At 65.5% G+C, this 25,889-nt stretch carries 25 protein-coding genes, 1 tRNA gene and 1 riboswitch; of the genes, 8 read left to right on the forward strand and 18 right to left on the reverse strand.

Annotated features, from left to right (window positions below):
- Positions 1-59 precede the first annotated feature (59 nt).
- Positions 60-548 (reverse strand): sigma-70 family RNA polymerase sigma factor, encoded by a 489-nt coding sequence (locus JQ635_RS10475; RefSeq protein ID WP_011085414.1) that lies wholly within the window; start codon positions 546-548, stop codon positions 60-62.
- A gap of 173 nt (positions 549-721) precedes the next feature.
- Here JQ635_RS10475 and fabI point away from each other — a divergent pair, with 173 nt between their 5' ends.
- The 4 genes from fabI (at position 722) to JQ635_RS10495 (ending at position 4,722) form a co-directional block, all read left to right on the forward strand.
- Entirely contained in the window at positions 722-1,537 is an 816-nt protein-coding gene (gene fabI / locus JQ635_RS10480) for an enoyl-ACP reductase FabI (protein WP_028180364.1), read from the forward strand.
- Between the two features lie 15 nt (positions 1,538-1,552).
- On the forward strand, positions 1,553-2,152 hold the full coding sequence (locus JQ635_RS10485) for a histidine phosphatase family protein (RefSeq protein ID WP_211409766.1): 600 nt from the start codon (positions 1,553-1,555) through the stop codon (positions 2,150-2,152).
- Between the two features lie 176 nt (positions 2,153-2,328).
- Positions 2,329-3,417 carry a chorismate synthase gene (aroC, locus tag JQ635_RS10490; protein ID WP_211409767.1) on the forward strand — a complete coding sequence of 363 codons (1,089 nt, stop codon included), beginning with the start codon at positions 2,329-2,331 and terminating at the stop codon, positions 3,415-3,417.
- A gap of 114 nt (positions 3,418-3,531) precedes the next feature.
- Positions 3,532-4,722, forward strand: coding sequence for an adenylate/guanylate cyclase domain-containing protein (locus JQ635_RS10495; protein ID WP_211409768.1), 1,191 nt, complete (start codon positions 3,532-3,534; stop codon positions 4,720-4,722).
- Positions 4,723-4,765: 43 nt separating this feature from the next.
- Here the strand turns inward: JQ635_RS10495 and clpS are convergent, their stop codons facing one another.
- Genes clpS through JQ635_RS10520 form a run of 5 tightly spaced genes read right to left on the reverse strand, consistent with a single transcriptional unit; the run spans position 4,766 to position 7,511 of the window.
- The gene (clpS, locus tag JQ635_RS10500) at positions 4,766-5,071 is read right to left on the reverse strand and encodes an ATP-dependent Clp protease adapter ClpS (protein WP_211409769.1); all 306 of its coding nucleotides are present in this window, start codon (positions 5,069-5,071) and stop codon (positions 4,766-4,768) included.
- A gap of 46 nt (positions 5,072-5,117) precedes the next feature.
- A complete protein-coding gene (locus tag JQ635_RS10505) occupies positions 5,118-5,459 on the reverse strand; it encodes a DUF190 domain-containing protein (RefSeq protein ID WP_211409770.1) in 342 nt (113 codons plus the stop codon).
- A gap of 2 nt (positions 5,460-5,461) precedes the next feature.
- The gene (gene crcB / locus JQ635_RS10510; RefSeq protein ID WP_211409771.1) at positions 5,462-5,887 is read right to left on the reverse strand and encodes a fluoride efflux transporter CrcB; all 426 of its coding nucleotides are present in this window, start codon (positions 5,885-5,887) and stop codon (positions 5,462-5,464) included.
- 6 nt (positions 5,888-5,893) lie between these two features.
- Positions 5,894-6,283: a fluoride efflux transporter CrcB gene (gene crcB, locus JQ635_RS10515; protein WP_211409772.1), complete on the reverse strand. Its 390-nt coding sequence runs from the start codon at positions 6,281-6,283 to the stop codon at positions 5,894-5,896.
- Positions 6,284-6,299: 16 nt separating this feature from the next.
- On the reverse strand, positions 6,300-7,511 hold the full coding sequence (locus JQ635_RS10520; RefSeq protein WP_211409773.1) for an MFS transporter: 1,212 nt from the start codon (positions 7,509-7,511) through the stop codon (positions 6,300-6,302).
- A gap of 89 nt (positions 7,512-7,600) precedes the next feature.
- Positions 7,601-7,677, reverse strand: a riboswitch (Fluoride riboswitch).
- 263 nt (positions 7,678-7,940) lie between these two features.
- Between JQ635_RS10520 and JQ635_RS10525 the strand changes: the two genes are divergently transcribed.
- Positions 7,941-8,810, forward strand: coding sequence for a DUF1194 domain-containing protein (locus JQ635_RS10525; RefSeq protein ID WP_211409774.1), 870 nt, complete (start codon positions 7,941-7,943; stop codon positions 8,808-8,810).
- 131 nt (positions 8,811-8,941) lie between these two features.
- Here JQ635_RS10525 and JQ635_RS10530 read toward each other — a convergent pair whose 3' ends face one another.
- From JQ635_RS10530 to JQ635_RS10540, 3 genes are all read right to left on the reverse strand, one after another.
- Positions 8,942-9,715, reverse strand: coding sequence for an enoyl-CoA hydratase/isomerase family protein (locus tag JQ635_RS10530; RefSeq protein WP_211409775.1), 774 nt, complete (start codon positions 9,713-9,715; stop codon positions 8,942-8,944).
- Positions 9,716-9,972: 257 nt separating this feature from the next.
- On the reverse strand, positions 9,973-10,614 hold the full coding sequence (locus JQ635_RS10535) for a carboxymuconolactone decarboxylase family protein (protein ID WP_246583417.1): 642 nt from the start codon (positions 10,612-10,614) through the stop codon (positions 9,973-9,975).
- A 148-nt stretch (positions 10,615-10,762) separates the two neighbouring features.
- On the reverse strand, positions 10,763-11,821 hold the full coding sequence (locus tag JQ635_RS10540; RefSeq protein WP_211409777.1) for a class I SAM-dependent methyltransferase: 1,059 nt from the start codon (positions 11,819-11,821) through the stop codon (positions 10,763-10,765).
- Positions 11,822-12,054: 233 nt separating this feature from the next.
- Between JQ635_RS10540 and JQ635_RS10545 the strand changes: the two genes are divergently transcribed.
- The gene (locus JQ635_RS10545) at positions 12,055-12,657 is read left to right on the forward strand and encodes a hypothetical protein (protein ID WP_211409778.1); all 603 of its coding nucleotides are present in this window, start codon (positions 12,055-12,057) and stop codon (positions 12,655-12,657) included.
- On the opposite strand, the gene JQ635_RS10550 is transcribed toward JQ635_RS10545, so the two are convergent.
- From JQ635_RS10550 to JQ635_RS10585, 8 genes are all read right to left on the reverse strand, one after another.
- Positions 12,654-13,901: a class I SAM-dependent RNA methyltransferase gene (locus JQ635_RS10550; protein WP_211409779.1), complete on the reverse strand. Its 1,248-nt coding sequence runs from the start codon at positions 13,899-13,901 to the stop codon at positions 12,654-12,656. The two genes, JQ635_RS10545 and JQ635_RS10550, sit on opposite strands and share 4 nt — an antisense overlap.
- Positions 13,894-14,628, reverse strand: coding sequence for a TlyA family RNA methyltransferase (locus JQ635_RS10555; protein WP_211409780.1), 735 nt, complete (start codon positions 14,626-14,628; stop codon positions 13,894-13,896). The genes JQ635_RS10550 and JQ635_RS10555 overlap by 8 nt, the downstream gene beginning before the upstream one ends.
- Positions 14,629-14,652: 24 nt before the next feature.
- On the reverse strand, positions 14,653-15,207 hold the full coding sequence (locus JQ635_RS10560) for a nucleoside 2-deoxyribosyltransferase (protein ID WP_211409781.1): 555 nt from the start codon (positions 15,205-15,207) through the stop codon (positions 14,653-14,655).
- Positions 15,208-15,389: 182 nt separating this feature from the next.
- Entirely contained in the window at positions 15,390-17,318 is a 1,929-nt protein-coding gene (gene dxs, locus JQ635_RS10565; protein WP_211409782.1) for a 1-deoxy-D-xylulose-5-phosphate synthase, read from the reverse strand.
- A 588-nt stretch (positions 17,319-17,906) separates the two neighbouring features.
- Entirely contained in the window at positions 17,907-18,158 is a 252-nt protein-coding gene (locus JQ635_RS10570; protein WP_061021206.1) for an exodeoxyribonuclease VII small subunit, read from the reverse strand.
- 74 nt (positions 18,159-18,232) lie between these two features.
- Positions 18,233-19,162 (reverse strand): histone deacetylase family protein, encoded by a 930-nt coding sequence (locus JQ635_RS10575; protein WP_211409783.1) that lies wholly within the window; start codon positions 19,160-19,162, stop codon positions 18,233-18,235.
- Positions 19,163-19,297: 135 nt separating this feature from the next.
- Entirely contained in the window at positions 19,298-20,953 is a 1,656-nt protein-coding gene (locus JQ635_RS10580) for a bifunctional metallophosphatase/5'-nucleotidase (RefSeq protein WP_211409784.1), read from the reverse strand.
- A gap of 283 nt (positions 20,954-21,236) precedes the next feature.
- A complete protein-coding gene (locus JQ635_RS10585; RefSeq protein ID WP_211409785.1) occupies positions 21,237-21,995 on the reverse strand; it encodes an enoyl-CoA hydratase-related protein in 759 nt (252 codons plus the stop codon).
- 255 nt (positions 21,996-22,250) lie between these two features.
- Here JQ635_RS10585 and JQ635_RS10590 point away from each other — a divergent pair, with 255 nt between their 5' ends.
- Positions 22,251-23,489, forward strand: a complete 1,239-nt coding sequence (locus tag JQ635_RS10590) for an MFS transporter (RefSeq protein ID WP_211409786.1) — start codon at positions 22,251-22,253, stop codon at positions 23,487-23,489.
- A gap of 238 nt (positions 23,490-23,727) precedes the next feature.
- Here the strand turns inward: JQ635_RS10590 and JQ635_RS10595 are convergent, their stop codons facing one another.
- Positions 23,728-25,503 (reverse strand): acyl-CoA dehydrogenase, encoded by a 1,776-nt coding sequence (locus JQ635_RS10595; RefSeq protein ID WP_211409787.1) that lies wholly within the window; start codon positions 25,501-25,503, stop codon positions 23,728-23,730.
- 279 nt (positions 25,504-25,782) lie between these two features.
- On the opposite strand from JQ635_RS10595, the gene JQ635_RS10600 reads away from it, so the two are divergent.
- A tRNA-Gln gene (locus JQ635_RS10600) sits at positions 25,783-25,857 on the forward strand.
- The last annotated feature ends 32 nt before the right edge of the window (positions 25,858-25,889 follow it).

Consider the following 25,889-nt stretch of genomic DNA (forward strand, 5'->3'; position numbering starts at 1 on the left):
CTTCGCGTAGCTCACCGTCAGGCTGCGGGCGGACAATATTCGATGCATCAGGCCTGCCATCATTTCACCCGCCTGAGCGCTGGGCGCTCACCCTCCAGCGAGGCTTTCACGTGGGCTCTCGCCCGCGCCAGGCGCGACATCACGGTGCCGATCGGCACGCCCTGGATGTCGGCGACCTCGCGGTAGCTCATGCCCTCCAGCATCACCAGCAGCAGCACCGAGCGTTGCTCCTCAACTAGCGTTGCCAGCGCCTTCTCGATGTCGCGCCCCTCGGCTTCGGTCCCGCTGGCGTCGGGATTGTTCTCCGTCAGCTGCATGAATTGCGGGCGCCTTGCCAGCGAACGCCGCCGGTTCTTGTTGAGGTTGGTCAGGATCGTATAGAGCCAGCTCCTGACGTCGCCTCCGAGGAACAATCGCTCCGAACGGAGCGCACGCACCAAAGTGTCCTGCACCAGATCGTCGGCCGCATCCGCATCGCGCGTGAGCGCGCGGGCGTAGCGGCGCAACGCCGGGATCATGGCTTCCACACTCTGGCGAAACGCACTCATTGCCGTCTTGACGTCCTGGTGTTCGGCGCGAGCGCCTATAGCGATCATAACACCCGAATGGAACGGCTATTCCGGCGCTCGAAACAGCGTTAACGCCGCGTATTAGGGCTGTACCGCCGGGGAGGGCTGGTGTACCTCCAGACCTCAACGAGAGCTCGACGGGACGTTCAAAAATGGCGCAGAATTCAGGTCTGATGCAAGGCAAGCGCGGGGTGATCCTCGGCGTTGCCAACAACCGCTCGATCGCCTGGGGCATTGCCAAGGCATGCCACGCCGCCGGCGCCGAGCTCGCCTTCACCTATCAGGGCGATGCGCTGAAGAAGCGCGTCGAGCCGCTAGCCGCCGAGATCGGCGGCCTCGTGCTCGGCCATTGCGACGTCACCGATGCCGCGACCATCGACGCCGCCTTCGCTGTGCTGAAGGAGAAGTGGGGCAAGATCGATTTCCTGGTGCACGCCATCGCCTATGGCGAGCAGCTCGACGGCCGCTACGTCGACACCACGCAGGAGAATTTTTCCAAGTCGATGCTGATCTCCTGTTATTCGTTCACGGCGGTGGCGCAGCGCGCCGAGAAGCTGATGACCGACGGCGGCTCGCTGATCACGCTCTCTTATTACGGCGCCGAGAAGTGGATGCCGCATTACAACGTGATGGGCGTGGCCAAGGCGGCGCTGGAAGCCAGCGTGCGCTATCTCGCCGCTGATCTCGGCGAGAAGAACATCCGCGTCAACGCGATCTCGGCGGGGCCGATCAAGACGCTCGCGGCGTCCGGCATCGGCGATTTCCGCTATATCCTGAAGTGGAACGAGTACAATGCGCCGATGCGGCGCAACGTCTCCACCGAGGACGTCGGCGGCAGCGCGCTGTATTTCCTCTCCGACCTCTCGCGCGGCGTGACCGGCGAGGTGCATCACGTCGATTCCGGCTATCACGTGCTTGGCATGAAGCGGCCGGACGCGCCGGACATTTCGCTCGGCGGCAAGGACTAACCCTCAGCCCCGCAAATGCCTGTGCCCACGATCTACTATCTTCGCCACGGCGAGACCGAGTGGAACGCGCTCGGGAGGCTTCAGGGCACCAAGGACGTCCCGCTGAACGCGCGCGGGCGCAGTCAGGCCGTGCAGGCCGGCGGCATTCTGGCCGATCTCTTCAGGCGAGAGGGCCGCGACAAGGCGGTGCTGCCCTATGTGTCGAGCCCGCTCGGCCGCGCACGCCAGACCATGGAACTCGCGCGCGGCAAGCTCGAGCTGCCGGTGGCCGACTATGCGCTCGACGATCGCCTGCGCGAGATCGGCTACGGCACCTGGGAAGGGCTGACGCTGGCCGAAAGCGAGGCGAAAGATCCCGATATCTATGCGAGGCGCCTCGCCGACAAATGGACGGTGGGGCCGGCCGGCGGGGAGACCTATGCCGACGTCCAGGTCCGCGTGCGGGCCTGGTACGACCAGCTCCGGACCGACACCGTCGCGGTCGCCCATGGCGGGACCTGCCGGGCCCTGATGGTGTCCCTGGGGCTGGAGACCCCCGCCAGCGCCGCCGAGCTCTATATCGAGCAGGGCGCCGTCTACGTGTTCCGCGACGGGCGGCTGGAGAAGTTTAGTTAGGTGCCGTCATTCCGGGGCGGCGCGAGGCGCCGAACTCCGGTGCGCCCTTGCGCACCTGAGAATCTCGAGATTCCGGGTCTGGTCCTTCGGACCATCCCGGAATGACGGGAACGGGGTTGAACGCCGTATTCCGGGGCGCTACCACAAGTCAGCACTGACTTACGAGCTAGAGACGGATGTCCTTCAACACCTTCGGCCACATGTTCCGCGTCACCACCTTCGGCGAGAGCCACGGGGTGGCGATCGGCTGCGTGGTTGACGGCTGCCCGCCCATGATCCCGCTCACCGAGGCCGACATCCAGCGTGATCTCGACCGCCGCCGGCCCGGCCAGTCGCGTTTCACCACCCAGCGCCAGGAGCCGGACCAGGTGAAAATCCTGTCCGGCGTGATGGCGCATCCGGAGACCGGCGTGCAGGTGACGACGGGCACGCCGATCGGGCTCCTGATCGAGAACACCGACCAGCGCTCGAAGGACTATTCCGAGATCAAGGACAAGTTTCGTCCCGGTCACGCCGACTTCACCTATGAGGCGAAGTACGGCTTGCGCGACTATCGCGGCGGCGGCCGCTCCTCGGCGCGCGAGACCGCGATGCGGGTTGCGGCCGGCGCGATCGCGCGAAAAGTGCTGCCCGACGTCAAGGTGCGCGGCGCGCTTGTGCAGATCGGCCCGCACAAGATCGATCGCGAGAAGTGGGACTGGGACGAGATCGCCAAGAATCCGTTCTTCTGTCCGGACAAGGACAAGGCCGCATTCTTCGAAACCTATCTCGACGGCATCCGCAAGAGCGGCTCCTCAATCGGCGCGGTGCTCGAGATCGTCGCCGAAGGCGTGCCGGCCGGCTTAGGTGCGCCGATCTACGCAAAGCTCGATTCCGATCTCGTGGGCGCGATGATGACCATCAACGCCGTGAAGGGCGTCGAGATCGGCGCCGGCTTTGGCGCCGCCGAGCTCACCGGCGAGGAGAACGCCGACGAGATGCGCACCGGCAATGATGGCACGCGCTTTCTCTCCAACCATGCCGGCGGCGTGCTGGGCGGCATCTCCACGGGACAGCCGATCGTGGTGCGTTTCGCGGTGAAGCCGACCTCGTCGATCCTCCAGCCGCGCCTCACCGTCGATCGCAAGGGCGCCGACACCGAGATCTTCACCAAGGGCCGCCACGACCCCTGCGTCGGCATCCGCGCCGTCCCGGTCGGCGAAGCCATGATGGCCTGCGTGCTGGCGGATCATTTCATTCGGGATCGCGGGCAGGTCGGGCGTTGAGTTCTTCACCTCTCCCCGCTGGGGAGGTGAAGACACTGCAGTGACGCTTTAATGTCGCGGTACCAGCCCACCGCGCAGCTTGACGTCTGCACAACTTCGTCCGCAAATGCGCGCATGGAAACCTCCGAGCTCCAGCGCATCACCAACTGGCTGATCGACGGCGCGAGGTCGTCCGGAACCCCGGCCGAGATGATCGCCGACGTCTGCGAGCATCTGGTCGAGGCCGGCCTGCCGCTGTGGCGGTTCGGCATCTTCATCCGCACGCTGCATCCGGAAATCTTTGGCCGCAACTTCATCTGGCGGCAGGGCGAGGAGGTCGAGATCGGCTCCGTCGATTTCGAGATCCTGGAGACGCCCGAATTTGCCAAGAGCCCGCTTCGTATCGTGTTCGAGCAGGGGCTGGAGGTCCGGGGACGTATCGACGATCGCGACAACGAGCGGTTTCCGTTTCTCGACGACATGCGGGCCGAAGGGGCGACCGACTACATCGCAGTGCCCATGCCGTTTCTCGACGGCTCGGTCCATGCGACGAGTTGGGTCACGCGCCGTCCCGGCGGCTTCAGCGACGACCACGTCGCGGCAATCCGCTCCATCGTGACGCCGCTCGCGCGTGTCGCGGAGATCATCAGCCTGCGCCGCACCGCCGAGATGCTGCTCGACACCTATGTCGGCAACCGCGCCGGCGCGCGCATTCTCGGCGGCCAGATCCGCCGCGGCCACAACGACACCATGCAGGCCGCGATCTGGCTGTCGGATCTGCGCGGCTTCACCGCGCTGTCGGACCGGCTGCCCGCCGAGACCGTGGTCGAGATCCTCAACCAGTATTTCGACTGCCAGGTCACCGCGATCCGCGGCCACGGCGGCGAGGTGCTGAAATTCATGGGCGACGGCCTGCTCGCGGTGTTTCCGATCGACGAATATGTCGGCGATGCCGCGCATGTCTGCACGCGCGTGCTGGAGGCTGCGCGCGAGTCCCGCGCCAGCGTCGAGGCGCTCGCCTTTCCGGTCGGCGACATCGTCGAGCGCTTCCGTTTCGGCGTCGCGCTCCACGTCGGCAACATCCTTTATGGCAATATCGGCGGCGGCAACCGGCTTGACTTCACCTGCATCGGCCCCGCCGTCAATCTCGCAGCACGGCTGGAGAAGATCGCCGGCCGGCTCGGCCGCACCGTCGTGGTCTCGGAAGTCTTTGCCAAGGCCTGCCGCCACGACTGGCGCGCGCTCGGCGAATTTCCGATCGCCGGATTTTCCAAGGCGCAGCGCGTCTATGGACTCGGTGAGGAGACGCCGGTGGTGATGGCGTGACGCGCACCGGGCTGAAGGTCATTCATCGTCGCACGATGAAGTCCTACTCCTCCGGCTCGGTCGTGAACAGCAGCGGATAGCCCTTGGCGCGGCCGGCGTCGGTGGCGCGGGTGGCCTTGGTTTCGGCGACGTCCTTGGTGAACACGGCGACCACGCAGGCCCCAAGCTTGTGGGCGGTGATCATCACCTTGTAGGCCTGATCCTCCGTCATGCGGAATTCGGCCTTCAGCACCATGGTGACGAATTCGCGCGGCGTGTAGTCGTCGTTGATCAGGATGACCTTGTGCAGCTTCGGCCGCTCGACCTTGGTCTTGGTCCTGGTTTTCGGCTTGGTGACGCTGTCGTTCATTCCGCCTCCTGGACACGGCGGGCTAAAGGTTTCCGGCCGGAAGCGATCAGCTCGCGGCCTTCGCACCATATTGCAGGACCTGTACCTTCTCCAAGGTGATCAGGCCGCTCGACATCATGCTGTCCAGGATGGGCAGGAATGCATTGATGTTGTCCTCGCTGTCGACGATCTCGATCAGCAGCGGCAGGTCTTCCGAGAGCCGCAGGATTTTCGAGGTGTGCAGCCGGCTCGACTTGCCGAATCCCATGGGACCACGCAGCACGGTGGCGCCGGCGAGGTGCAGCTCGCGCGCCCTCAGCACGATCGCTTCATAGAGCGGCTTGCCGTCATAATGGTCGCTCTCGCCGATGAAGATGCGAAGCGAAACTGCCTGATTGGGGATTTGCATGGTCAGCTCCTCGTCAAGCGATTGTAGCGGCTCGCCATCATATGCCCGGCCCACACCGACACCAGCCAGCAGACGACGGAGGCCGCGACATAGGCGAGCGCAGTGTATTTCATGCCGCCATGGACCAGGCGGAAGGTTTCCAGGCTGAAGGCCGAGAAGGTGGTGTAGCCGCCGCAGAACCCGGTCATGACGAATTGCCGGTGCTCGGGCCGCGCCAGCACGCGGCCATCAGGGCCGGTCAGCGTCGCGTAGAAGCCGATAATCAGCGAGCCCGTGGCATTGATGAACAGCGTCGCGAAGGGAAAGCCCGGCCCGGTGTCGAGCGCGAGCCCGACCAGATAGCGCGTCAGCCCGCCGACGATGCTGCCGGCGGAAACCCAGGCGTAAAGAACAGCACTGCGCCAGCGCTCGGCGGAAGGGGAGTTCATCTGCCTCTAGCCTCCCAAACGATCCGCAAGCAGGAAGCCGCAACTCACGGCCGTGAGGCACAGCCCGACCGAGGCCACGACATTGCCGAGCGCATGCATGGGCTCGCCGTTGCGGGCGAGCGTCAGCGTTTGCAGGCTGAACGAGGACACCGTGGTGTAGCAGCCGAGGAACCCGGTCACCGCGAATAGCCAGGGATTGGGCGCGGCGAAGACCGAGCCCGGATGCGTCGCCAGCGCGCCAAAGATACCGATCAGGAAGGCGCCGGTGACGTTGATGGTCATGGTGCCCCATGGAAAGGTCTCGCCCAGCCGCCGCGCGATCGCGCCGGAGACGAAGTAGCGCGCGCAGCCGCCCAGCACGCTGCCGATCATGATCGCAACGACTCCGCTCAGCACGATGAACCGCCTTCCGTCATTGCTTGCCCTCCGTTGCGAGCCCGTTGCCGATGGCGAGCAGGCCCACCAGCGACACCAGTGCGAAGCCGAGCCCGGCCAGGAACGTGCCGGCCGGGCCATAGGCGTCCCACAGCGCACCGGCAATCACGCTCGCCGCCAGCAGGGCAAGGCCCGTGAACAGGTTGAAATAGCCGAAGGCCGTGCCGCGCAGGCTCGGCGGGGCGGCGTCGGCGACGAGCGCCGAGAGCAGGCCCTGCGTCAATCCCATATGCAGGCCCCACAGTACGACGCCGAGCGCGAGGCCACCAAGGTTCGGCAGCAGCGCGAGTGCAAGGTCGGCGCCGGCGAGGAAGACGAGGCCGAGCGCGAGCAGGCCGGTGCGGTTGATGCGGTCCGACAGCACGCCGGCCGGATAGGCCGAGAGCGCGTAGGCGATGTTCATCAGCACCAGCACCGCCGGGACCCACATCGCATTGAGCCCAATATTTTGCGCGCGCAGGATCAGGAAGGCCTCGCTGAAGCGGGCGAGCGTGAACACGATGCCGACCGCGACGACGCGCCAGTACACTGATCCGAGCTGCCGCATCGCAGCGAGATTGAGCGGATTCTTCGGAGGCTCCCGGCTCGGGTCCGGCTCGGGCTCGCTCACGGCAAAGGCGATCAGGCCGAACGACAGGAAGGCCGGCAGCACGGCGAACCAGAACACGAGGGCAAAATTGTCCGCCGTCCACCACATCAGGCCGATCGCTGCGAGCGGCCCTACGAAGGCGCCGATGGTGTCGAGCGATTGCCGCAGGCCGAAGCTCGCGCCGCGCAGGCCGCGAGGTGCGATATCGGCGATCAGCGCGTCACGGGGGGCGCCGCGGATGCCCTTGCCGACGCGGTCGATGAAGCGCGCCGCCACCAGCCATCCGACGCTCGGCGCGAGCGGGAACAGCGGTTTTGTCAGCGCGGCTAGTCCGTAGCCCAGGGCAGCGAGCAGCTTGCGGCGGCCGAGCCAGTCCGACAGCGCGCCTGAGAAGATCTTGGTGATCGAGGCGGTGGCCTCCGCGATGCCCTCGATGAAGCCGACCGTGAGCGTCGAAGCCCCGAGCACGGTGACGAGATAGACCGGCAACAGCGCGTGGATCATCTCCGAGGAGATGTCCATCAGCATCGAGACGAAGCCGAGCACCCAGATTCCCCTGGGCAGCCCGCTACGTGCAGCACTCGGTGTCGTCGTCGCCACGCCTTCTCCTTCGTTCAGGCAACAAAAAACCCGCCATCGGCGGGTTTGTCCATGCTCCCGCCAAAGGCGGAGGCTCAATGATTGCCCCACCTCAAGCAGGAGTCATCAGCCCACTACGGTCCAGGCCGCTGGGCGGTTGTCGGGGGACTCCATCCCCATCTGTGCGGCCAGCCTAGCATGGAAATCGCCCCGGACAAGTGGGCCGGACGTGCACTCCACGCTCGTCGCCGTCATTCCGGGCTCTTCGAGCCGCCCCGCAATGACGGAGCCTGTGACCGCACCTGTTCCGGTGACGCAAGCGCGGCAACACGGCGGCAGCTTTGCGTGACGCGTGCAAATTCCTAACTCGAATGTGAAGCGCAAGCGATCTTCGCACTTTGCGGCAAGGCGATTGCATGTCACCATCGCGTCATACGACGGGAGACTGCGATGCGCTTGCTGTTCTCGATCGGGGCTGTGCTGGTGGCCGGCGTGCTCGCCGGGGGGGACGTCGCGGGCTTAGCTGCACCAGGGCCGAAGTTTGAACCGCCCAGGACAGAGCCGCAGCGGCTGGCGGCCGACAAGGATGCGCAGACGGTCGATGTCGAGCTGATCCTTGCGGTCGATGTGTCCTACTCCATGGACATGGACGAGTTGGCGATCCAGCGCGAAGGCTACGCGCAGGCGATCCAGTCGAAGGAGTTTCTCCAGGCGCTGAAGATGGGTCCGAATGGCCGGATCGCGGTGACCTATTTCGAGTGGGCCGCCTCCACCGACCAGAAGATCATCATTCCCTGGCGGCTGATCGACGGACCGGAGACCGCGGATGCGGTCGCCGCCGAGATCATGAAGACGCCGATCCGGCGCGCCTCGCGCACCTCGATCTCCGGAGCGATCACCTTCGCGATGCCGCTGTTCGACGAGGATCCCTATCGGGGCCTGCGCCGCGTCATCGACATCTCGGGCGACGGTCCCAACAACAACGGCAGCCCGGTCACGGTGGCGCGCGACGCCGCGCTCGAGAAGGGCATCGTCATCAACGGCCTGCCGATCATGGTCAAGGAGCCCTCCTATTCGACCATGGATATCGACAATCTCGATTACTATTACGAGGACTGCGTCGTCGGCGGTCCCGGCTCCTTCGTCATCGCGATCAAGGACCGCGACAAGTTCAAGGAGGCGATCCGCACCAAGCTGCTGATGGAGGTCGCCGGCCGCACGCCGGAGCGCCCCGTGGTGCGCGTGGCCGACAAGGACAAGGAGCCGCGCGTCAGCTGCCTGATCGGCGAGAAGATCTGGTCGGACCGCTGGGGACGCTAAAGCATGATCCGGAAAAGTGCGAAGCGGTTTTCCGGAAAGATCATGCGTAAACGACAACCTAAAGCGCGATGACGATTCATCCCAATCTCATCGCGCTTTAGCAGCTCGCGCCTCGGACGCCGGGCGATCCTCTACCATTTCGGCGCCCGCTTCTCCACGAAGGCTCGCAGGCCCTCCTGCGCCTCATCCGACGTCGCGACGTTGCAGAAATCGTCCATGGCACTTGCGATGCTGCGGCGATAATCGAGATCGATCTGGCGCATGAAGGCAGCGCGCCCCATCCGCAGCACCGCGGCCGATTTGGCGGCGAATTGCGCCGCGAGCCTCTCGGTTTCCGCCTCGAGCTCGGCATCGGCGACGACACGGTTCACCACGCCGAGTTCGCGTGCTTCCGCAGCGCTGAAGACGCGCCCGGTGAACAACAGCTCGAAAGCACGGTGGCGTCCGACGATGCGCGGCAGATGCGCATAGTGGATGGCGGGGATCACGCCGACATCGATCTCGGGATAGCCGAACGTCGCGCTCTCGGATGCCAGCACCACGTCGCAGGACACCGCCATGGTCATGCCGCCGCCGCGCGCCGCGCCGCCGACCGCGGCGATCGACGGTTTTCCGAGGCCGTACTGGGCGTCGTAAAGGTCGATATAGAGCGCCTGGAGGAATTCGCGGATCTGCGCGCCTGATTTGCCAAGCAGGATGTCGAGGTCGAGGCCCGCCGAAAAGCGTTTTGCGATTGCGCTGGCCAGCACGACGACGCGCGCATCGCTATCGTCGGCAGCGCGGCGGAGCGCGGCCACCACCGCACGGATGACCTCGAGGCTCAGCGCGTTGACGGGCGGTCGGGATAGCGTGATGCGGGCAATGTTGCCGACGCGTTCATAAGTGACGGGATTGTCTGAGGTCACGGGGGTCTCCAAGTCTTCAGGTACGTGCTACGGATGCGCCCACCAATCCATCATCCCGGTGCGAGCGCATAGCGCTCGTCGCTGGAGGTGCGAGGCGTGGGACGCAACGCGTCCCATGGGGAGCCTCGAAGGATGCGCGGCCCCGATGCAGCCGGGCCGTCGCCCTTCGAGGGCCGCTGAAGAAGCGGCCACCTCCAGCGACAACGGCTTCGCCGTTGCGCGGGGGTGACGGTACTGGAAAGGCGCGCGTGTTGCCTCTATTTCGCCGCCAGCGGTGGCAGCGGGGGCACGCTGTCGTTCGGCGCTTCGGCCTGCATCGTGATCAGAGTCATCGAGACCAGGTCGTAATAACCGATCAGGCCGATGATATCCATGATGCCGCGCTCGCCAAATTTTTGCTGCGCGGCGCGGTAGACCTCGTCGGACACCCTCTTGTCGCGATGGAGCGCCATCGCAAGATCGTAGAGCGCGGCCTCGTCGTCCTTCATCGCCTTCGGACGCACGCCGTTCGCGATGTCCTTGGCGACATCAGGATCGAGCCCGGCCTTCATCGCGAGCGGATAATGCGCGAACCATTCGTATTGCGCCGTCCACTGCCTTGCTGTGATCAGGATGGCGAACTCGCTGAGGCGCGCCGGCAGCGACGAATTCCAGCGCAGATAGTCCGACATCGCCGAGAGCTTTGGTGCGAGCTCGGGGTTGCGGATATAGGCGCGGTAGGGCGGGTTGGTGAATTTGGCGTTGCGCGGCGGTACCGCGATCGCATCCGCCCATTCCTTCTGTGCCGGCGTCAGCTCGTCCGCTTTCAGCGGCACGAAGCGGGTCGGCTCGGCAGCGCGGCCCACTTCCGGGATTGCCGTAGTGACCAGTACAGCCAGCGCCAGGCCAAGATATCGCATCGTCATCCTCCCATTCCGGCGGACTCACGCCGCCTTCTTCGACCGCCAGCTTACGTTGCGGCGCGAGCCAGGCAAGGATGTCGGCGCGGCGCGAGGCTGCGGCACCGGCATGGCCGTATGCCGCCTCCACGGGCCCGCGTGAGAAATGTCAGATCCGCGCCTCCAGGATCAGGTTGAAGGGTGTTTCCGCGGCGCGGCGGAAGCGCGACAGGCCGCCTTCGCGCGCGACCTTGCGCAGCCGCGCTTCGCCCGCCTGTGCACCCAGCGCCAAGCCCACCTCCTGATCGAGCGAGGCCGGCGTGCAGATCATGGTCGACGCCGCATAGTAGACGCGGCCGACTGGATTGAGATTGTCCTCGAGGCGATCGCCTGCGAACGGTTCGACCAGCATGCAGGTCCCGTCCTTGTCCATGGTCTCGCGCACGTGGCTGATGGCGCCGACGGGATCGCCCATGTCGTGCAGGCAATCGAAGAAGCAGACGAGATCGTAGCCCTCGGCCGGATAGGACTTGGCCGAGTGCACCGCGAAAGAGACCCGGTCGCCGAGTTTGGCCTCGTTGGCTGCCTTCCGCGCGGCCTCGATCGAACCCTCGTGATAGTCGAAGCCGTAGAAGCGGGAGTTGGGGAAGGCCTCCGCCATCAGCCGTGTCGAGACGCCGTGGCCGCAGCCGACATCGGCGACCTTGGCGCCGCGCTTCAGCTTGTCCACGACGCCGTCGAGCGCAGGCAGCCACTCCTGCACCAGATGATGCATGTAGCCGGTGCGGAAGAAGCGGGCGGTGCCGCAGAACAGGCACTCGCTGCGCCGGTTCCAGCCGACACCCTTGCCGGTCTTGAACGCGTCCGTGACCTTCGGCTCGTCGAGAAACGCCGCGGCAATGACATTGCCGACCGCGCCGAGGAACACCGGGCTGTCCTGGTCGGCAAGCGCCATCGCCTGCTCCGGCAGCATCGAGAACTTTCCGGAAGCGGTGTCATATTCGACGTAGCCGGACGCCGCCTGGCTTGAAAGCCATTCGCGGACATAACGCTCCGTCGTCCCTGTGGCGCTTGCGAGCTCGGCGGAGTTCATGGGCCCCTTGGCGGCGAGGGCGCGGTAAAGGCCGAGCTTGTCGCCCAGCAGGACCAGCGATGCGTTCATCGCTGCCCCCACCTCGGTGATCATCTTGCCCATAAAGGCATTCAACCTGTCGGAATTGACCTCCATGATAGCCTCCATGCAATGACGGACATTTTCAAAGGTCTGCGCAATTGCGCGTTACCGGGCTGCGGCAAGCGCAAGCTTGCGGCCCCTTAAATGGGTCCATCCGTCACGGAGCAGGTTCAATGCGTCAGGAAGAGGTGATCCCCGGAACTGGGGGAGCCGGCCACCGGCATCGCGTCGCTGGCAATCTGGCGGTCCTGCTTGTATGATCCGGGGACGTTCCGACGGTTACCTGAATGCTAGGCTTTGCTTCTTCACGTGCGCTCGCAACCCTCTTCGCCGTGCTCTGCTTCTGCGGAGCACCGGCTCATGCGCAGGTCGCACCCCTGAGATATTGGATCCCGGGTGGGGCCTTTGGCTATGGCGGAAGCGATGGCCAGAGCTCTGACGCTTACGGCAATTTTCCGAGCTTCAATGCCGGCGATGCCGGTGGACGCACCCACTTTGCGAACGGCTTCTTCGTTGGCAGCCAGCGTGGCAACCTGAATTGGAGCGGCCTCAGCCAGACTGGCCTCGCCGGCAATTTCAGCGCGCTCTCCTATGACAGCACGCAGTTCGGCTACAACACCAAGACTGCGGGCGGCATGCCCGTCACGTTCTTTGCCGGGTTCGACACGCTGAAATTCGGCAACGGCATCGGCAGCTCGATTGCGCCGCTGACCTCCAGCGCCGCACCGGGATACAGCGCATTTGCCGGCGTCGAATTCAAGCCGACCTCCAACCTCAGCCTGTCGTTCGGGGCCGGGGTTGTCCAGCAGGACTCGGGCCGCATGGACAGCGACATCAGGTCGAACATGCTGCCCGGCGAGTCGCCGGCGTTGAGCGGGCTGCGGCGCTAGCGCGTGAACTTCGCCACCAGCTCGACATGCGGCGTGTGACGGAACTGGTCGACCGGCACCACTGCGTCCATCTTGTAACCACCGTCGAGCAGCAATCGCGCGTCGCGGGCGAAAGTCGCGACGTTGCATGAGACCGCAACGACGACCGGCACCTTGCTCGCAGCGAGCTTCAGCGCCTGCGCTTGTGCGCCCTGGCGCGGGGGATCGAACACCACGGCATCGAAGTCGCGCAGCTCCGGCGGCACCAGGGGGCGGCGGAACAGGTCGCGCGGCTCGGCCTTGATCGGCTTCAGGCCCGGCGTGCGCGCTGCCTTTGCGAGCGCCGCGATCGCGCCGGCGTCGTTGTCATAGGCGGTGACGCGCGCCTTCTCGGCGAGCCGCAACGCAAACGGTCCGACGCCGCAGAAGAGGTCGAGCACCTCCTTGGCCTTGCCCACGCGCTCGGCGACGAGTGCGGCCAGCGTCTCTTCGCCTGCGACGGTCGCCTGCAGGAACGAGCCCGGCGGCAGCGTCACTTCCGCGCGGCCCATCCGCACGGTCGGCGCGAGGCGCTGCAGCACCAGCTCGCCATGCCGCGTCAGCCGCGCCAGGCGATGCTGCTCGGCGACGCGCGATAATGCCGTGACGAGCGGCGTCGGCAGCGGGCCGGAGCCGCGCACGTCGACGTCGAGGCCGTTGATGGTGGCGGTGACCTGGATGTCGAGCGGCTTGGTCACCGGCATCTTCGACGTCAGGGGCTCTGCGATAGCCCAGGCCGCATCGAGCGCGCCCTCGAGTGCGGGATCGAGGATTGGGCAGCGATGGATCGGGATGACGTCGTGCGAGCTCGTCGCCGAGAATCCGACCTTGAGGATGTCGTGCGTGCCGAAGCGGCCATGCAGCGTCACGCGCCTGCGCCCCGCGCCATGGGCATCGACCAGCGGCGCCACCTCGCAATCGATGCCGGCCTGCGCCAGCGTCTCGGCCACGATGCCGCGCTTCCAGGCATGATACGGTTCCGCGGCCCAGTGCTGGATGGCGCAGCCGCCGCAGACGCCGAAATGCGGACAGAATGGTTCGATGCGCTCGGGGCTCGCGACGTCCACCGCCAGCAGCTTGCGGCGGTCGGGATGATGGCCCGCGACGTGGTCGACCTCGACGGTCTCGCCGGCAAGCGTGTAGGGCACGTAGACTGCATCGCCCGTGGTGAGCGAGACGCCGTCGCCGCGATGGCCGACGTGATCGATCGTCAAGCGCTCAACCACGGCGCGCGCCCAGGAAGAATTCGATGTTGCCGTCGCCACCGGCGATCGAGGAGGGAAACACCTCGATGTCGGTGCAGCCGAGCGAGGCTGCAAACGCCGCGATGTCGTCGCAGATCGCCTGATGCACGGCGGCGTCGCGGATGATGCCCTTCTTGTTGTGCTTCCTGTCAGCCTCGAATTGCGGCTTGATGAGCGCCAGCAGGCTCATCGGTGCCGCCGCCAGCGACAGCGCCACCGGAAGCACGCTCTTGAGCGAGATGAAGCTGACGTCGATGACGACGATATCGGGCCGCGCCGGCAGGCGCTTGCCCTCATAGGCGCGGATGTCGGTCTCCTCCATCGACACGATCTTGGGATGACCGCGCAGCGAGGGATGCAGCTGGCTGGTGCCGACGTCGAGCGCGAACACCAGGCTCGCGCCGTTTGCCAGCAGCACCTCGGTGAATCCGCCGGTGGAGGCGCCGACGTCGAGGCAGACATGATCCTCGATCTCGATCGGATAGCGCTCCAGCGCGCCCGCGAGCTTGACGCCGCCGCGCGAGACATAGGGGTGCGCCGGCTCGGCCTGGATCACCGCATCCTCGGCGATCGTCTCCGACGGTTTTGAAACCTGCTTGCCATCGGCCGTGACGAGGCCGGCTTCGATGGCCGCGCGCGCCCGCGCCCGGCTCTCGAACAGGCCGCGCTCGACCAGCAATACATCCGCGCGCTTGCGGGGAGGGGACATTGGCTCTCCGAAGAGGATTGGCGCTTATTTAGCGATCAATCGCGCGGCTGCCATCCGGACGCAAGTCTCGAACGCGGCAAGGTCGTGCCAGACGTCGATGGGCATCGCGGCCGGCGTCACCAGCGGGCAGCCGTGCAGCTCCAGCGCATGGATCATCATGAGGTTGTCGACGAGGCCAAAATCCTCGACCGTCAGCCCCTGGGCATCGACCAGCCGCCCGTCCTCGGAGGTGAGCTCCATGAAGCGACCGACACGGTCGGCATAGGCAGCGCCATCGTTGGAATAGGCCAGGCAGAATTTGCGGCGGCCGGCCATGTAGCCAAGCTCATAGACGGTGCCGGGATCGGCGCCGGCGCCGCGGAACGGGGTGAGGTTGGCGATGATGGCATCGGCCGCATCCATCATGGCCTCGTTGCCGCAAAAGATCTGCCGCGAGGCGTCAGGCGCGCTGAGATCGATGACGTTGTCGAGGGGATAGAGGGCGGTGAGCCCGTGTGCGGCGCAGATCGCGGCTTTGCGTCGCCCGATCTCGACCGCATCCGGCAGGAACACGTCGGGACCTGCCAGATAGATTTTCATGGAGAGTTACTCAGGAGAAAATCAGGCGAGCTGCGAACCGCGGCGAAAACTGCGCTCCCTCCCCCGCCTGCGGGGGAGGGGTGGGGAGAGGGTGTCTCCGCAATCGAGAACCCCCGAGAGGAGAAAGCCCTCACCCGCGCCTTCGGCGCGACCTCTCCCGCAAGCGGGAGAGGTGAAACCCATCAAGCCAGCTTGACCGTCTCGGCCTTCACGTCCTTGCCGAGCGCTTCGAACACCTTGGCGACGATGCCCTTAGCGTCGAGACCGGCGCGGCCGTACATCGCGGCGGGCGTGTCGTGGTCCTGGAACACGTCGGGCAGCACCATCGAGCGGAACTTGACCATGCCGGTGTCGAGCACGCCCTGGTCAGTCAGGAACTGCGCGACATGCGAGCCGAAGCCGCCGACCGAGCCTTCCTCGATCGTGATCAGGATCTCGTGGTCGCGGGCGAGCTTGAGCACCAGCTCGGTGTCGAGCGGCTTCATGAAGCGCGCATCCGCGATCGTGGTCGAAAGGCCGTGCGCGGCGAGCTCGTCGGCCGCCTTCTCGCATTCGGCGAGGCGGGTGCCGAACGAGAGCAGGGCGATCTTGCTGCCCTGGCGGATCATGCGGCCCTTGCCGACCTCGAGCGGAATGCCGACTTCGGGCATCTCGATGCCGCGGCCTTCGCCGCGCGGATAGCGCAGCGAGCTCGGGCGGTCGTCGATCGCGACCTGGGTCGCCACCATGTGCACCAGCTCGGCCTCGTCCGCGGCCGCCATGATCACCATGTTGGGCAGACAGCCGAGATAGGCGTTGTCGAACGAGCCGGCATGCGTCGCGCCGTCGGCGCCGACGAGGCCGGCGCGGTCGATGGCGAAACGGACGGGCAGGTTCTGGATCGCGACGTCATGCACGATCTGGTCGTAGCCGCGCTGCAGGAAGGTCGAGTAGATCGCGCAGAACGGCTTGTAGCCTTCGCTGGCGAGACCTGCGGCAAACGTCACCGCGTGCTGTTCGGCGATGCCGACGTCGAAGGTGCGGTCGGGGAAGGCCTTGTTGAAGATGTCGACGCCGGTTCCGGAAGGCATCGCTGCGGTGATGGCGACGATCTTGTCGTCCTTCTGCGCTTCCTTGACGAGGCTCGCGCCGAACACGTTCTGGTAGGCCGGCGCATTCGGCTTGGCCTTGGCCTGCGTGCCGGTCGCGACGTCGAACTTGACGACGGCATGGTACTTGTCGGCGGAAGCTTCCGCCGGGCCGTAACCCTTGCCCTTCTGGGTCACGACGTGAACCAGGATCGGGCCTTCCTCCATGTCGCGCACGTTCTTCAGCACGGGCAGGAGATGGTCGAGGTTATGGCCGTCGATCGGGCCGACGTAATAGAAGCCGAGTTCCTCGAACAGCGTACCGCCGTCCATCATGAAGCCGCGGGAATATTCCTCGACGCGGTTGGCGCGGTTGGCGAGGATCTTTGGCAGGCGCTTGTTGATCTGCTTGGCCGCATCGCGCAGCGTGCGATAGGTCTTGCCGGAGTAGAGACGCGACAGATAGGCGCTCATGGCGCCGACCGGCGGCGCGATCGACATGTCGTTGTCGTTGAGGATGACGATCAGGCGCGAGTTCATCGCACCGGCATTGTTCATGGCCTCATAGGCCATGCCCGCCGACATCGCCCCGTCACCGATCACGGCGATAACGTTGTTCTTGCCGCCGGAGAGGTCGCGTGCCACGGCCATGCCGAGGCCGGCGGAGATCGAGGTCGAGGAATGCGCCGCGCCGAACGGATCGTAGTCGCTCTCGCTGCGCTTGGTGAAGCCGGACAGGCCGCCGCCGGTGCGCAGGGTGCGGATGCGGTCGCGCCGGCCGGTGAGGATCTTGTGCGGATAGGCCTGATGGCCGACGTCCCAGATCAGGCGGTCGCGCGGCGTATCGAAGACGTAATGGATCGCGGTGGTGAGCTCGACCACGCCGAGGCCCGCGCCGAAGTGACCGCCGGTCACGGAGACGGCGTCGATGGTCTCCTGCCGCAGCTCGTCGGCGACCTGGCGAACCTGCTCGATCTTGAGCTTGCGCAGGTCTTCCGGCGTCCGGATGGTGTCGAGAAGCGGCGTCTTACTGTATGCGTTCACGGCGATTTCCAATTTGTCAGCGCCGGAAGATCGTTCCGGTGCGCGATGGGTTTGCACAATATCGGCGCAGCGCGAGTCCTTAAACCGTCGGAGCCACCTGCATGGGGCAAGGCCCCGTCTTCAAGCTTAGGTGAGCTTAGGTGCGCTCCGGTTCAGTCTCTGTGATCCCTGTCACTTAGATCGGCTTCGTCCGTCCCAGCCAATTTCATTAGCAATTTGAAGCGCTTGTCGTTGGTAATCGGTGCCCACGTCAAGGCTAACAAAAAGCCACACTCCGCGCAGCTTTACACCAAAGCTTGGGCCAAAGCCAACCCGCCGGGCCGATTACGGGCATGCACCTGCAACCCCCGGGCCAGAGTGGTTAATCGCGGCGCCGGCGGCAGGTTCCAGTCTTGCCCGGTTCCGCGGCAGTATTTTTGGCGGGAGCGAGGGGTTTTTTGGCGGATTCGAGGGACCGAGTGGCCCTTGGGAGGGAGTTCCCTGATCCTTGTCCCGGGTTGGCCCGCCACGTGAGGGGGAATCTGCGGCGTGCAATCATGAAAAATATGCAGGCTTCAGATGCCCGGAACGGGGTCCTGATCATCGGCCTTACTGGACGTCGAGCGGGGCGGTTCCGGTGGGCTGGCCGCTGGCGTCGGTGGTGATCTTGTCCACGCGGGCCTCGGCCTGGCGCAACAGTTCCTCGCAGCGGCGCTTCAGGGCCTCGCCGCGCTCGTAGATCGTCACGGATTCCTCGAGCGGCACCTTGCCGTCCTCGAGCCGCTTCACGATCGTTTCGAGTTCCTCGATCGCGCGCTCGAAGGTGAGCCTGGAGACGTCGACTTGGGTATTTTCGGCCATATCCGTTTCCGATCGCCCGATTCGCTTAGCCCGCAGTGAAGGCGGGTTTTGCGGGCTTAATGTGGCGAGTGCTTTCAAGCGCCCATCAGGGCGCCGACATGCGCCGTAACAGATTCTTTCAGTCCTTGCAGGTCATAGCCGCCTTCGAGCACCGAAACAACGCGGCCGCCTGCGGTCTTGTCGGCGAGGTCCATCAGCTTGCGCGTGACCCAGGCGTAGTCTTCGGCGCGCAGGTTCAGCGAGGCCAGCGGGTCGCGGTAGTGGGCATCGAAGCCGGCCGAGATAATGAGAAGCTCGGGGCTGAATTTTTCGAGCTGCGGCAGGATCAGATTCTCGAACGCGGAGCGGAATTCGGGGCCGCCGTCTTCCGACGCCAGCGGCGCGTTGACGATGGTGTCGTGGTCACCGCGTTCGCTCTTGGCGCCGGTGCCCGGAAACAGCGGCATCTGGTGCGTCGAGCAGTACATCACGGTCGGGTCCGACCAGAAGATGTCCTGCGTGCCGTTGCCGTGATGCACGTCGAAATCGACGATGGCCGCGCGCTTGATGCCGTATTTGCGCTGTGCGTGGCGCGCGGCGATCGCAACATTGTCGAAGAAGCAGAAGCCCATCGGCTTGCCGATCTCGGCGTGATGGCCCGGCGGGCGCACTGCGACGAAGGCGTTGCGGTGCTCGCCCGCCATCACGGCTTCGGTCGCCGCCACCGCGCCGCCGACGCCGCGCATCACCGCTTCCCACGTGCCCGGGGACATCGAGGTGTCGCCGTCGATATAGACCTGGCCGCTGGTCGGCGCGATGTGGCGCAATTCAGTGACGTAGTGTTCGTTGTGGCAGAGCGTGACGAGGTCGAGATCGCCCTCCGGCGCCTGGTCGCGGACGAGAAACTGGAAACGCTCGTGCGACAGCGCTTCCTCCACCGCGCGCAGCCGGTCCGGCCGTTCGGGGTGTCCCGGCGGCGTGACGTGGTCGAGGCAAGCCTTGTGGGACAGGAGAAGCGTGCTCATCAGGTCGGCCTCATGGGGATGCGGGCTCTTGACGTCGCTTGACGCATCCGGCGCCAAAACGCAATGCCAAACCCAATCTATGCGCTTGGACGGGAATGGCAAAGGGTTGTCCCGTTCCGGCCCGTTTGATCCGGATCAATTCACACGCAGGATGCGAGTCGGAGGCAGTGGGCCGATCGGCCCGTGCGCCCGGAAAAAAGTGAACAGCGCGTCGGCGTCGTAGCCGCCATATTGCTGCCCCGAGCCTTGCTTGGCGACCGTGAATCCGTCGCCGCCGACGGCGAGGTAATCGTTGAGGGTGACGCGATAGCCGGTCCCAGCCTCGATCGGCCTGCCGTTGAGCGCCATCTTCTCCGCCATCACGCGCTCGCCGAACGGTTTCGACGCATCCCAGGTATAGCTGAACCCGTTCGACACTTGCAGGATCCGCGGCCGCTTCGGATCGAGCCATTGTTGTTCCAGCATGTCCTTGAGCTGGCTGCCCGTGAGCGTCATGGTGACGAGGCGGTTGCGAAAGGGTTGGCTGGCGAAGACATCGCCGAACGTTATCGCGCCGTTCTCCTTCGGGACGATATCGGTGCGGATGCCGCCGGGATTGGTAAGCGCGATGACAGCGCCACCATCCTTGGCGTCCCTGGTCGCTGCGAGCTGCGCGTCCGCGATGACATCGCCGAGCGCGCTTTCGCCGGCCTCGTTCGGAACGCGCGACAACGTCTGCGTCACCGATCCGGCCGGCCGGTTGGCGATCGGCGCGGATAGCTTGTCATAGGCGTCGATCAGCGCGGTCTGTTCGGGGTCCTTCGCGAGCGAGGCATTGGCGACGATGACGTTCTCGGCTCTCGCGCTGACAATGTCGCGCGTTGCCGGATCGAGCTTGAGGTCGATCGCCGTGACCAGCGTGCCGTATTTGTCGCCGCTGGTGACGAGACGCCCGTCGATATCGCAGACATAGGCGCGGTGGGTGTGACCGCTGACGACGACGTCGACCGCGCGATCGAACTTTTTCACGATATCGACGATGGGCCCCGTAATCGCAGGGCATTCGTTGTAATCGCCTGAGGGCTCGCCGCCCTGGTGGATCAGCACCACGATCGCCTCGACGCCGCGCGCCTTCAGCTGCGGCACCAGCGCATTCACCGTCTCGGCCTCGTCGCGGAATTCGAGCCCGGCAATGCCTGACGGCGAGACGATGCCCGCGGTCTCTTTCAAGGTCAGCCCGATGAAGGCGACGGGGATGCCCTCGAATTCCCTGATCTCGTAGGGCGGCAGCACGGTCTTGCCGGTTGCTGTCTCCACTGTGGAGGCCGCGAGATAATGGAATTTGGCACCTAGGAACGGATGCGGTCCCTGGCAGCCGTCGACCGGATGGCAGCCGCCGTTCTGCATCCTGAGCAGTTCGGTCTTGCCCTCGTCGAATTCGTGATTGCCGACCGAGGTGATCGCAAGCCCCATCATCGAGAGCGATTCGATCGAGGGCTCGTCGTGGAACATCGCCGACAGGAACGGGCTCGCCCCGATCAAATCGCCGGCGGCAACGAAGATCGTGTTCTTGTGCCCCTCGCGCAGCTGCTTGACCAGCGTCGCCATGTACTCGGCGCCGCCGGCCGCGACCATCACCTTCCTGGACTTGTCCTCGGGGTCATTGATGCGGATCCCGCCCGGCGGCGGCCGCAGATTGCCGTGGAAATCGTTGATCGCGAGAATGCGCAGCTCGACGGGCGCGGCGATCTGGGCGGAGGCGGGGAGGGCGCAGGTCAGCGCGAGGACGGCAAGGATGGATCGGTATTGCATGGAAGCCAGACTAGTCGTTCGGCGCGAAGATTTCACGATGCATTGTCGTGAACGCGCCGCGCTTCCTTCCTTCTCCCCTTGTGGGAGAAGGTGGCGCGAAGCGCCGGATGAGGGGGCTCTCTCCGAGCACTCGATGCAGCATCGTTCGCGGAGACATACCCCTCACCCGTCTCGCCGCTAGCGCCGTAGCCGATGCGAAGCATCGGCGTTCTTAAGAACGGCGGCCGAAGGCCGCCTATGCCACCCTCTCCCACAAGGGGAGAGGGGTTCGCACCGCGCTCGCCTACCGCTTCTTCCGGTTCGCAAACGCGTTGAACGCCGCCATGGCGTCGTCCGATTTCAATCGCTCGCCGAACAGATGGGCCTCCTGGTCGATGCGGCGGGTCAATTCCTCCGGCGGAGTGCGCAGCAGTTTGCGCGAGGTCGCGACCGCCTCGGCCGGAAGCCGGCATATCTCGCGCGCCACCTTGCGCGCCTCGACCTCGGTATGTCCCGGCGAGACCACGCTGTTGACGAAGCCTGCGGCGTGAGCCTCGGCGGCGGTGAAGGTCCGCCCCATCACCAGCATCGCGAAGGCGCGCTGGTACCCCATCGTGTTCGGCATCAGGAGGCTGGCCGCGCCGACCGGAACGAGCCCGAGCTTGATGTAGGGCGCGGAGAACGTCGCGGCTGTCGAGGCGAGCACGTAGTCGCAATGAAACAGCATCACAGTGCCCATGCCGATCGACGCACCGTCGACGGCTGCGATGATCGGCTTGACGTTGAGGGCCAGCGAATAGAGAAATTTCGCGCCGTTCGACAGTGTCTCCGGGCGCGCCGTGTCGGCGTTGAGAAAATCGTCGATATCGTCGCCCGCGGTGAACACGCCGGAGCCGCCGGTGATGATCATGCAGCGGATATCGGGATTGTTCTGCGCGGTGTCGATCGCGTGGCTCATCTCCTTGTACATGTCCTGGGTGATCGCGTTCTTCTTGCCCGGACGGCGCAGGGTGATCACGCGCGTCCCCCGCTCTTCGGTGACCACGATATTGCCATTCGGCATGAGAGCCCCCCTGCGCCGCCGCGCCGTTTGCCGTCCGCGAGTCTCGCGAGGCCTCAGCCTACATCATCTTGCTGGCGTGCCAATGCGCTCGCTCAACCTTTTCGAGCTTGATGCGCGGGGTCGCGCCCACCGCGGGTTGCATGGTCCGTCACACCCCGTTGCGCGTCGCAACAAATAGCTACAATGTTTTGTTTGAAAAACCGGTGGTTGTGGGGCACGATCGTGCCCGAGTTCCATTGGCCGATTGCTCGATCGATGATTGCCGCAACGGGCGTTGACGAATCCTCGCTGCATTATCCCGGCTGGCGCGTCGTGCTGGCCTGCTTCCTGATGGCCTTCTTCATGTTCGGCTTCGGCCTTTACGGCCAGGGCGTCTATCTCGCCGAACTCCAGCGCGCCCATGGCTGGCCGGGCACGCTGGTCTCCGCGGCCAGCACCTTCTCGTTTCTCCTGACGTCCGTCCTCGTCATTTTCACCGACGATCTGCTCGCGCGCATCGGGCTGCGCGCGCTGATCCTGTGCGGGCTTTGCGCGCTGGGCGCATCGACGGCGCTGCTGGCGCTGATGCAGACGCCCTGGCAGCTCTATCTCGCCTATGCGCTGATGGCGGTCGGCTGGACCGGCATGGGCACCGTGGTGATCGCGACCGTTCTGAATTCCTGGTTCGATCGGCGCCGCGGCCTCGCGCTCAGCCTCGCCTTCAACGGGGCGACCTGCGGCGGCATCATCCTCGTTCCGCTGCTGCTGTCGCTGACCGGCAGCATCGGCTTCCGTTCGGCGATGCTGGCGGCGACGATCGTCATGGTGGTGCTGGTGCTGCCGGTGGTCGTCGGCTTCATCGGTTGGCCCGGCGGGACCTCACTGACATCGGGCAGTCGACCGTCCGGTGCGGGTACGGTGGCGCCGGCCCGTTTGCGCAAGGTGCTGCTCGCCAACGCGGCGTTCTGGACCATGGTGCTGCCGATCGCGATCGCGCTGCTGGCGCAGATGGGATTCATCATCCACCAGGTGACGTTTCTCGAACCGCTGGTCGGCCGCGCCAGTGCGGGTCTTGCGGTGACGATCATGGCCGCGATGGCGGTGGTCGGGCGCCTGTCGCTCGGCCTGTTCGTCGACCGGCTCGATCCGCGGCTCGCCTGCGCGGCGTCGATGACGAGCCAGGCGGCCGCGCTGTTCGTGCTTCTCCAGAGCACGAATCCAACAGTGCTGCTGGCGTGCTGTGCCGTCTACGGCTTCTCGATCGGCAACATGATCACGTTCCCGCCTTTGATCATCCAGCGCGAGCTGGGCTCTGCCGCCTTTGCCGCCGCGATGGGATTGGGCACCTCGATCAGCGGCGTCGTCAGCGCCTTCGGCCCGGGTATCGTCGGCCTCGTGCGCAGTTTTACCGGCAATTACACGACGGCGTTTGCGATGTGCGTGGTGCTGGATCTCGTAGCGGCGGGAATCGTGCTGTGGCGGCCGGGAGGAAGGGCGAAGATCGCAGCGCCGTAGCCCCGATGGAGCGTAGCGCAATCCGGGACCACCGTACCCGCACGTTGCTGAACGAGCCAAATATTCGGTGTCGTCCCGGCGAAGGCCGGGACCCATACCGCGTGATCTATCGACTAACGCGGGATCTTGGTACCGCGGAACAGCTGCTTAACTGCCGATCTTCGCCAAACTGCTCCCGGTGGTTATGGGTCCCGGCCTTCGCCGGGACGACACCGAGTGTGTGGTCAGTGCTTTCCACCTACAGCAACACCGCGTCCGCCGCCGCGACCGACTCCGCGCTCTCCGTCACGGTGCGCTCGAGCGCGCCGGCCTGCACACTGATGTTCTCGGCGAAGAAGCGCGCAAGCGAGACGTAGCGCGTGGCGTCGGTATTGCCGTCGGCTTTCGCGGCGAGCGCCTCGGAAGCCAGCATGCAACCGCCGAGCGTCGAGCCGAACTGCTGCAGATACGGCGTTGCGCCGGCCAGCGCCTCGTTCGGCGCCGAGGCGACGCGCTCCAGCAGCCACTTGCTGGTGCGCGTCAACGCCTCCAGCGCCTCGCGCAACTTGGTGCCGGTGGTGCCGAAGGCGGGATCGTTGGACGCTTCGACCTGCTTCGCGACAGCAGAAAGCTCGTCGAGCAGCGCCCACACGGCGGCGCCGCCATTGGCCGCGAGCTTTCGCGTCACGAGGTCGATCGCCTGGATGCCGTTGGTGCCCTCGTAGATCGCGGTGATGCGCGCGTCGCGATAATGCTGCGCGGCGCCCGTTTCCTCGATGAATCCCATGCCGCCATGCACCTGCACGCCGAGATAGGCGACCTCGTTGCCGATGTCGGTGGAATAGCCCTTGGCCATCGGCGTGAGCAGCGCCGCGCGTGCGGCCGCGTCGGCGCGCACCTTCGGATCCCTCGCGCGCATGGAGACGTCGAGCGCGACGGCGGTGGCGTAACAGATGGTGCGCGCGGCTGCGGTCTGCGCCCGCATCCGCATCAGCATGCGCTTGACGTCGGGATGCACGAAGATCGCGTCCGAGCCTTCGCCCTTCTTGCCGATGGCGCGGCCCTGCTTGCGCTCCTGCGCATAGGACAACGCCTGCTGATAGGCGCGGTCGGCGACGCCGACGCCCTCCAGGCCGACGCCGAGCCGCGCCTGGTTCATCATCGTGAACATGCAGCGCATGCCCTGGTTCTCTTCGCCGATCAGGAAACCGATGGCGCCGCCATGATCGCCCATGGTCATGGTGCAGGTGGGCGAGGCGTGCATGCCGAGCTTGTGCTCGACGCCGCTGGCGAAGATGTCATTGCGCGCGCCGAGCGAGCCGTCGGCGTTCACCATGAATTTCGGCACGAGGAAGAGCGAAATCCCCTTGGTGCCTGCGGGCGCGTCGGGCAGGCGCGCCAGCACGAAATGCACGATGTTGTCGGTCATGTCGTGCTCGCCATAGGTGATGAAGATCTTCGTCCCCTTGATGCGATAGGTGCCGTCGGCCTGCTTCTCGGCGCGGGTGCGCAGCGCGCCGACGTCGGAGCCGGCCTGCGGCTCGGTCAGCTGCATGGTGCCGGTCCACTCACCGGAGACGAGCTTTTCGAGATAGATTTTTTTCAGCTCGTCGCTGCCATGGGCATCCAGCGCCTCCATCGCCGAGGCCGTCAGCAGCGGACAAAGGCCGAAGGCGACGTTGGCGGCGCTCCAGATCTCGGTGCAGGCGGCGTTGATCGCCAGCGGCAGGCCCTGGCCGCCGAAATCCTCGGGCCCCGAGACCGCGTTCCAGCCGCCCTCGGTCCAGCGCTTGTAGGCATCGGGCCAGCCCGGCGCGGTCGTGACCTTGCCGGCATCCAGCTTGATGCCGTGCTCGTCGCCGACCTTGTTGAGCGGCGCCAGCACGTCGGTTGCGAACTTGCCGGCTTCCTCCAGCACGGCGGCCACAATGTCGGCGTCGAAATCGCCGTAATGGCCGGCTTCCACCGCCGCCTTCAGGCCGGCGCCATGATTGAGCGACAGCAGCATGTCAGAGATCGGCGCGCGGTAGGTCATGGTTCACTCCCCGGAGACTGGTCTTGGCCGCGGTATTCCCATGAAATGACGGCGGTCTCAACTGCCCGGACGCGGGACGGTTCAGTCCCGGAACAGGGCCTCCGCCCGGATCACTATAATAGAGTGTGGCGCGATAATAGAGTGTGGCGCGGCCGATCCCGGGGACTGTGGTATTTTGCCCCTCCAGGCGGTTGAAATGCCGTGCCGCACCCTATAGACCGGCTCCGACCCGAGGGAATCTGCGGTAGCCAGTTCTTCCGCCGTCCCGAGGTCGCCTGTTGGGGCGTAGCCAAGCGGTAAGGCAGCGGATTTTGATTCCGCCATTCGGAGGTTCGATCCCTCCCGCCCCAGCCAGATCTCCCGCCCAGCCTGAAATTGCTCACGAA

The organism is Bradyrhizobium iriomotense, assembly GCF_018130765.1.
Classification (GTDB): domain Bacteria; phylum Pseudomonadota; class Alphaproteobacteria; order Rhizobiales; family Xanthobacteraceae; genus Bradyrhizobium; species Bradyrhizobium iriomotense_A.